Genomic DNA, 7,002 nt, shown 5'->3' with positions numbered 1-7,002 from the left:
GTGGTCGGGGGTGTGGGGTGTTGCTGGTAGGGGTTCGGGGGTACGGCCTGGTTGCCGTACGGCTGTTGCTGGGCGTGCGTGGTGAAGCCGGGCGGCGGGCTGTCGCGGCGGGCGCGGTTCTTGCTGCGGACGGCGAGGGCGCCGATCACGAGGACGAGGAGGATTCCGCCTGCGGCGAGGGCGAGGATCGTGGTGGTGCTCAGGCCGCTGCTGTCGTCCGAGCTGCTGGAGGAGGCCGGGGGTGTGGTGGCGTCGTCCTTGCCGGTGCTGCTGGAGTCGGCGGCGGGGATGGTCAGGGGGCCGTTCTTGGGGCCGGCCGGGATGTTCTGCTTGAGGGCGGCGAGCGGCTGGATGTAGCCGTAGCCGTACTTCTCGTCGGGGAGCTTGAGGCCCTTGGCGTCGTCGGGGAGACCGGCCGTCTTGGTGAGGCGGTTGACGATCTGGCCCGCGGTGAGGTCGGGGAACTTCTCGCGGAGTAGGGCGCAGGCGGCGGAGACGTAGGCGGTGGAGTCGGAGGTGCCCGTTCCCTTCTGGTAACCGGTGGAACCGGTGTCGGTGGAAACGATGCCTACGCCGGGGGCCGTCAGCAACGTAGTTGGGCCGTAGTTGGACTTCTCCCAGATCTCGCCCGCATTGTTCACCGCTCCCACGGCGACCGCACCAGGGTAGTTGGCTGGGTACTCCGGTCCGGTTCCGTTATTCCCAGTGCTTGCAACTACGATGACGTTCTTCTGGACCGCGTACGCAACCGCTGCCGCTCCCGCCTTAGTTGCGCCAGAGGCCTGAGAGATATTGATTACCGAGGCCCCATGATCCACCGCATAACGAATTGATGCAGAAAAAGGCTCATCTGATGCCGTCCCCGAATCCCGGATCGGGAGAATCTTGGCGTCTGGAGCGAGCCCCTTGACGCCGTCAGCACCCTTTGCCCCGTGTCCATGAGCAGCAATGACTCCAGCCATGGCAGTGCCGTGGCCGTCGCCCTCGGGTGATGCATCGGAGTCGCCGTCGATAAAGTCCTTGCCTGGAAGGACGTTGCCCCGGAGGTCGGGATGTTGGGCATCCACGCCGGTATCGATGACGGCGACAGTGACGCCCTTGCCTGTGGCGATCTTCCAGATCTTTTCGGCGCCAAAAGCTTCAAGCGGCCACTGGTCGTTCCTTGTCTGGTCCGCCATAGCGGTCGTCGCCGTGGAGAAGACCAGTGCCCCCGCTGCCGCTGCACCGCACAGGATGCGCAGTGTCTGCTTGAGCGCCATTACGTGTTCCCTCTCGTGATCTGCGTGCGGGGTGGGCTCGCGCCGCGAAGCTCGCGAGCCCACCCACTGTCCTGCTGATCGTGCCTGGCGGAGTTCTAGTCGATGACTCGGGGGGTGGTGTTCTGGTTGGGCGACACCCAGGTCTCCTCGTCCTCTACGAGGTAGTCGGGGCGGTTCTTGGCGTTCTTTTTCTTGTCACGGCCGCTGCCTGCTGCTGCGCCAGCTCCATGGAGGCCGGCCGATCCACGGCCTTCCGCAGTGCCACCGCGGCTGCCGTGCAGGCCTGAACCGACACCGGAACCAGAGCGGGAGGGACTCTTGGCCTCGCCGACGACGCCGCCCTTCGCACGAGCCAGAGGGCCACGGCCGGAACCCGACGATGCGCCCTTCCCGCCCGCTCCGGCACCCATTCCGGCACCGCCCATTGCGCCACGGCCCGCACCGGTCCCGGCACCCGTTCCGTTCGCCGAGCCGTTGCGCCCGACGCCCGCTCCGGCGCCGTTCGAGCTTCCCGGAAAGCCGGTCCCTCCACCAGTTAGGCCGTTCGCTCCACCAGATCCGACGCCACTGCCTCCGCCGGGGACGCCAGCACCGGTCCCGGCCGTGGCCCCTCGGCCCGCACCACCCGGGCCGGTGGTGGTGATGCTGTCCACATCTGTGCCGACAGCGGAGGGGGGTGCGGTCTTGGAGGAGGAACGGGATCCTGGACCGCCAACGCGATTCGGACCGCTGGGGGTTGGGGAAATCACGGATCGGTTCCCGCTGCTGGACGAACTACCGGTGGACGGTGTCCGCCCAACGAGCCTGGGACCGGAGTCAGTCGGCATGACCACGATGGGAATCGGCGGCGTACCGCCGGGGTCGCCGGGGTACTGTTCACTATCGTTCCTGTTGCCAGTCGGACGCCAAGTTCCCATAGCCTTCGTCTGCGAAGCATAAGCAGCCCCCAGCTGCTCCATCTTCACAGCCATCTTCAGCTGGGCTTCTTTACCGGCGGACAGTTCGCCCGAGTTGTTGTCCAGGGCCTTCTGCGTGGACGCCCCCTGACCCAGGTCGTCCTCCAGGCCCTCGTCCGAACGGCTGCCGAGGTCCCCGACCGCGTCGAGCACGCTGCTGGTCGTGCCCGGCTTCTCCATCGCCTCGACCTCGGGCTTGATGGTCTCCAGCACGGTTGCCGCGCTGTGCATCGCGGTGGATGTGTACTGCGCGTACTTCGCCCCGTCCTGGAGCTTCTTCGCGATGATGTCGGCCTGTTCCTTGAACCGGTCGGCCGAGTCGCCTTCCCAGTGTTCGAGTACCGCGGCCACCGCTTTCAGGAAGGTGTCCCGGACGCCTCCGTCGCCACCCTCGCCGACCAGTTTGTTGTTGACCTCGGTCCAGCCTCTGGCAACGTTGTGCACCTCGACCGGTTTGGCGTTGCGGACCATGGCCTTCATCTGGTCCATGTTCATGTGCGCGAAGTCCGACTCGTGCGAGGCGTTGTAGCACATCGCCGCCGGCTGGTACTCGTACGTGTAGCCGTCGTTCTTGCCGCCGCTCATGGCCTGGTCACTCCCCGCCCTGCATCGACTTCGTCACGTCGGCTTCCTGGTCCTGGTAGGCGCCGTGCGTCTTCTTCGTCTTGGTGCCGAAGTCGTCCATCAGGTCGTGGACGTGCTCCACGATGTCCTCAAGATGCGTCTTCATCTCCGCATGCGCGACGTGGAGTTTCTCCGCCTCCACGAACGTCGCGCCCGCGACGCTCTCGCCCAGCGCCCCTGGCGGCAGGTACGTCTTGTACTTGGAGTCGGACTTCGCGTCCCCCAGGTCAGATATGACCCAGTTGAGCTTCTTGACGACCTCGTCCAACGCGCTCAGATCAACTCTGTAGCGTCCGCTCGCCACCGCGAGTCAGCCCCTCTCCCCGTTCACCGGTGCAACGCCGTGGCCGCAAGGTCAGCTGAGCGGCCATCTCGGCTGTCTTCCGCTCGTCTGTACGACTTTATCGTCGCCCCGGGCAACACCCCAGGTGCTCCTGTGAATTGTCAGCCACGGCTCGCTCACACGCACGGCCGGCCGTAGTCACCCTGTCGTTGTGAAGAAGCGCATGCTGTACATCAGTCGGCGGTCCCTTCGCCCTCGGGCTTATCGGCCGGGGGCGGCGTATCAACGACGTAAGAGCCCTTGTGCGGCAGCGTCTCAATCAGTCCTCGCTCGCGAAGGTCTCGTAGCGCACGCCGGATGGTCCGGTCGGCAACGCCGTGAGTTCCAGCGAGCCGCGTGATGCTGGACAGCGCTCCACCTGGCGGGATGCGTCCCGACCTGATCTCTTCTTCGATGGCGCGTGCGATGCGCTGCCACTCGTACTCGGCCATGTCTTCAGCTTCGCCCGGTGTACCGAGCACCGCATCGGCGGACCATGGTGTACCAATGGATGCCGTGGTATACCGTGGTATATCCACAAGGCGCCCCCGCGACCGTTCCAGCGGCCCGGGGGCGTGGCCACCAACTTGCAGGAGCTGATGACGATGGGCATTATCCATGCCCTCCTACGTTGGGTGCTGGAGGTCTTCGGCCCCCACCCCCGTGGCCGGCACCGCGCCGACCGCCCGGCCACCGTGCCGCCACCGCTCGCCCCTCCGGCGCCCCGGCACGGCCCTCGTCGCCGAGGAGCCCCTACGGGCTGGCGTCCCCGCTCGACGGCGAGGAGACCGCCCTGGTCCGCCCCTACCTGGTCGCGTTCGAGGAGAGGCGGCGGCGAAGGGAACGCCGCCTTGTCCTGGTTCATGCCGCGGACTTCGGTATCGACCTCATCGACCTTGATCAGTACGTGACCGGTGCGCGGGAGGTGGCGTGATGGCCACCAGCACCTCCACCAGCACCGCGCTGTGCGGCGCCCGCCGCCCCGGATGGCAGCGGCCGGGTCACGCACGTCACCGCCTGCCCTGCGTCCTGGGGCGGGGCCACGACGGAGACCACCGCGACGCCTTCGGTCACGCCTGGCTCCAGCAGCCGCCCGGAATGGAGGAGTGCGGGGCGCCGCTCCCCGGTGCGCAAGGGCTCGCATGCCTGCGGACCGAGGGGCACGACGGCCCGCACCTCGACATCGCCGACCGCGCGCCAACTGACGCGTGCGAAATGTGCGGGTCGACCGAGCAGCCGCACCTGACCGTCACCACGGACAGCGGCGGAACCGTCCGGCACCAGCAGGTCTGCCAGCGGTGTGCCCGCACGGACGCGTCGGCCGTCGTACGGCGGCCCGTGCGGATGTGCGTGCGCTGCGACCGGACCACCGACACCCCTGTAATCGTCTCCGAAGTGCACCAGAACTCCGGGCCCGAATTCAACGTGTACGCGTGCCGCGACTGCGCGCCCCACTTCCCGCCACCGCCCGACGTGTTCGACCTCTTGTAGGCCGGGCGCGGGCGGCGGGCATCATCCAGCCCGACCGCAGGGCGCATCCATCCATTGGTGCTGTCCGCCCCGCCTTGGCGGCGAAACAGGGCGGACGACCGCGCGACGGACGGCCTCGGAGGCATCGACATCCCGCTTCCGGGGCCGTCTGTTGCTTCGCCCGCACCAGCGTGGCTTGATCGCGAGGCCGGCGCGAGGTGCCCTCCCTCGGGCCTGGGCGAGCGGGTCAGGGCTTGCCGATGTCCACGGCCCATACCCCCGTGCCGTCATAGACCTCAGGTGTGGCGGTCAGCACTTGTCCTTCGACGGCACTGGCAGCCGCTGCGTAGACGGCGTGCCCGTACGTCCAGCCCAGTCCTGCGGCCACGGTCTGCTCGACAGCGGCGGCACCGGCGAAGTCGAGTGGGAGGAACTCCAGGCCGGGGAGTGCACCGACGTGTGCGACCACCCCCGGGAGTTCGAGAGTCGCGGCCACCAGACACAGCGCCGGGACATGCGCGCGCTGGTAGGGGTCGTCGACCTCGACCACGGCCAGCCCTGACAGCAGCCGGTGGCCGCGGCACAGGGCGAGGACCGCCGTATGGTCCAGGATGATCACCTGCGTTCCCCCACCTGTCGGGCTGCGATCGAGGCACGCCATTCCTGCGCCGCGCGTACGTCGTCTTCGGAGAGGTCCGGGCACAAGTTGGCCCGGACGTAGGCGATAGCCCGGGCCGTACGCTCCGCGCGCTCCGCCTCCGTGGGCGTTGCGGCGACCACGCGCTCGACGTAGGCACGCGTACTGAGGCCGCGTTCCTCGGCGAGGGTGCGCAGACGGTCCCTTATCGGCTCGCTGATCTTGATGGTGGTGTCAGCCATGCCGCAAGAATACTAGTGAATACCGATGGTGTCCGGAATTTCCGAAGGGGCGCCGCATCGCCCGAGCGGTGCGACCGGCGGCTCTGCGTGCGGTTCCGCGGGTGGTGCGGCGACGACGGCGGGCCGGCGGCGACGGGCGCGGAGGGCCACAGGTCCCTGCAGGTGCTCGGAGGGGCGTACAAGGCGGCGGCCGCACGGATCCCCGCGCGGGAAGCCCTGGGCCGCGGATACCCAAGAGGACCTGGCAACGTCTGAGTTCGGCTGGGCGGACCGCTGGATGCGATGCCGCACGTCTGGTGGTGCGGTGGGAGGGCCCGCGCCCTCCGACCCTCTGGACCGATTGCTGTTCCACCGTCCTTGAATGCGGGGAGAGTCAGAAAATCCGTCGTTCCGGGGCACTTCTCACCGGTAGGGGCGCGCAACGTCGAACAAGCGTGTAGCTTCCGGGGCATGAAGGGCGGGGGAGCTGGGAGGGGGCTCTGTCCGTCCGTGCGGAGGGGACCGGGGACTTGGGTGACTGGGGGGTTGCTCGATGGGAGTGCGGCTCATGGTGGTCGACGACCACCGATTGCTCGCGGAGGCGTTGGCCTCGGCGTTGAAGCTCAGGGGGCATCGGGTGCTGGCCGCGGCGGCGCCGGCCGCGGGGGCGGCGGAACTGGTGATCACGCGGGCGCCTGAAGTGTGTCTGCTGGGGACCGCCTCGCCTGCGGAGCCGGGGATGTTCGATCCGGTGGTGAAGATCAAGCGGGAGCGGCCGCAGGTGGCCGTGCTGGTGCTGGGGCCGGTGCCGAGTCCTCGCGGGATCGCGGCGGCGTTCGCTGCGGGGGCCTCCGGCTATGTGCGGCACGACGAACGCATAGAGGGTGTCGAGCGGGCGATCATGAAGGCTCGGGCGGGGGAGGCGGCGGTGGCGCCCTCTCTCCTCCAGGGCGCGTTCAGTGAGTTGCTCAACCCGGCCGCCCAGCCGGACGACGAGGGGCAGCGGCTGTTGCAGATGCTCACGCCTCGGGAGGTCGAGGTCCTGGTCAGGGTCGCGGACGGCGAGGACACCCGGCTGATCGCCGCGGGGATGGGCATCGCACCGTCGACCGCGCGTACGCATGTCCAACGGGTGCTGATGAAACTGGGCGTCGGTTCGAGACTGGAGGCGGCGGCGTTGGCGGCTCGGACGGGGTTGCTGGACCGGGCGGGACCGGTGTCTCCGACGGAGCCGCCGTGATGCCTGCGGTGGCCCGCGGGGGTGCGGGTGGCGCGGTTCGGTGCGTTGTGGGTCGGGGCCGCGCCGGGGGGTGTCCGTCCTCGGTCCGGTGGCGGGAGTAGGACAAGAAGTGCTGTCTGTTGACACCGGCCGCTGCGGGCGGACACCCCCCGACACGGCCCCTTCGCGCCGCGGACGCCCGCGGCCCGGTGGGGGCTGATCGCGCAGTTCCCCGCGCCCCTTGAGGTCTTTCAGCCCGTCCGGCGTTTGAGGACGAGGCCGAAGGCCGATGGG

Annotated in this window: 9 protein-coding genes; 3 read left to right on the top strand and 6 right to left on the bottom strand. The window is 68.7% G+C overall.

Annotated elements, in window-relative coordinates; translation table 11 throughout:
- The 4 genes from mycP to L0P92_RS40175 form a co-directional block, all read right to left on the bottom strand.
- The coding region (gene mycP / locus L0P92_RS40190; protein ID WP_234768081.1) for a type VII secretion-associated serine protease mycosin at positions 1-1,178 on the bottom strand (1,178 nt) is incomplete at its 3' end.
- 176 nt (positions 1,179-1,354) lie between these two features.
- On the bottom strand, positions 1,355-2,800 hold the full coding sequence (locus tag L0P92_RS40185; protein ID WP_234768080.1) for a hypothetical protein: 1,446 nt from the start codon (positions 2,798-2,800) through the stop codon (positions 1,355-1,357).
- 7 nt (positions 2,801-2,807) lie between these two features.
- Positions 2,808-3,143: a hypothetical protein gene (locus L0P92_RS40180; protein ID WP_234768079.1), complete on the bottom strand. Its 336-nt coding sequence runs from the start codon at positions 3,141-3,143 to the stop codon at positions 2,808-2,810.
- A 212-nt stretch (positions 3,144-3,355) separates the two neighbouring features.
- On the bottom strand, positions 3,356-3,613 hold the full coding sequence (locus tag L0P92_RS40175) for a winged helix-turn-helix domain-containing protein (protein WP_234768078.1): 258 nt from the start codon (positions 3,611-3,613) through the stop codon (positions 3,356-3,358).
- A gap of 179 nt (positions 3,614-3,792) precedes the next feature.
- Here L0P92_RS40175 and L0P92_RS40170 point away from each other — a divergent pair, with 179 nt between their 5' ends.
- Entirely contained in the window at positions 3,793-4,095 is a 303-nt protein-coding gene (locus tag L0P92_RS40170; protein WP_234768077.1) for a hypothetical protein, read from the top strand.
- The gene (locus L0P92_RS40165) at positions 4,095-4,652 is read left to right on the top strand and encodes a hypothetical protein (RefSeq protein WP_234768076.1); all 558 of its coding nucleotides are present in this window, start codon (positions 4,095-4,097) and stop codon (positions 4,650-4,652) included. The genes L0P92_RS40170 and L0P92_RS40165 overlap by 1 nt, the downstream gene beginning before the upstream one ends.
- A gap of 226 nt (positions 4,653-4,878) precedes the next feature.
- Here L0P92_RS40165 and L0P92_RS40160 read toward each other — a convergent pair whose 3' ends face one another.
- Together L0P92_RS40160 and L0P92_RS40155 are read right to left on the bottom strand one after the other, a co-directional pair.
- The gene (locus L0P92_RS40160; RefSeq protein ID WP_234768075.1) at positions 4,879-5,250 is read right to left on the bottom strand and encodes a PIN domain-containing protein; all 372 of its coding nucleotides are present in this window, start codon (positions 5,248-5,250) and stop codon (positions 4,879-4,881) included.
- The gene (locus L0P92_RS40155; RefSeq protein WP_234768074.1) at positions 5,247-5,510 is read right to left on the bottom strand and encodes a hypothetical protein; all 264 of its coding nucleotides are present in this window, start codon (positions 5,508-5,510) and stop codon (positions 5,247-5,249) included. Before L0P92_RS40155 ends, L0P92_RS40160 begins: the two co-directional genes overlap by 4 nt.
- Before the next feature lie 532 nt (positions 5,511-6,042).
- Here L0P92_RS40155 and L0P92_RS40150 point away from each other — a divergent pair.
- The gene (locus L0P92_RS40150; RefSeq protein ID WP_234768073.1) at positions 6,043-6,729 is read left to right on the top strand and encodes a helix-turn-helix transcriptional regulator; all 687 of its coding nucleotides are present in this window, start codon (positions 6,043-6,045) and stop codon (positions 6,727-6,729) included.
- Positions 6,730-7,002: the final 273 nt, after the last annotated feature.

It is taken from the genome of Streptomyces muensis (genome assembly GCF_021474425.1).
In the GTDB taxonomy this organism is placed as follows: Bacteria; Actinomycetota; Actinomycetes; order Streptomycetales; family Streptomycetaceae; genus Streptomyces; species Streptomyces muensis.
This window is presented reverse-complemented; position numbering and strand designations above follow the sequence as displayed.

What these genes read in the sequence shown, in the direction of transcription:
- L0P92_RS40185 (WP_234768080.1), bottom strand. Translation starts at nt 2,800, where the DNA reads ATGAGCGGCGGCAAGAACGACGGCTACACGTACGAGTACCAGCCGGCG.
- L0P92_RS40155 (WP_234768074.1), bottom strand. Translation starts at nt 5,510, where the DNA reads ATGGCTGACACCACCATCAAGATCAGCGAGCCGATAAGGGACCGTCTG.
- L0P92_RS40150 (WP_234768073.1), top strand. Translation starts at nt 6,043, where the DNA reads ATGGGAGTGCGGCTCATGGTGGTCGACGACCACCGATTGCTCGCGGAG.
- L0P92_RS40175 (WP_234768078.1), bottom strand. Translation starts at nt 3,613, where the DNA reads ATGGCCGAGTACGAGTGGCAGCGCATCGCACGCGCCATCGAAGAAGAG.
- L0P92_RS40165 (WP_234768076.1), top strand. Translation starts at nt 4,095, where the DNA reads ATGGCCACCAGCACCTCCACCAGCACCGCGCTGTGCGGCGCCCGCCGC.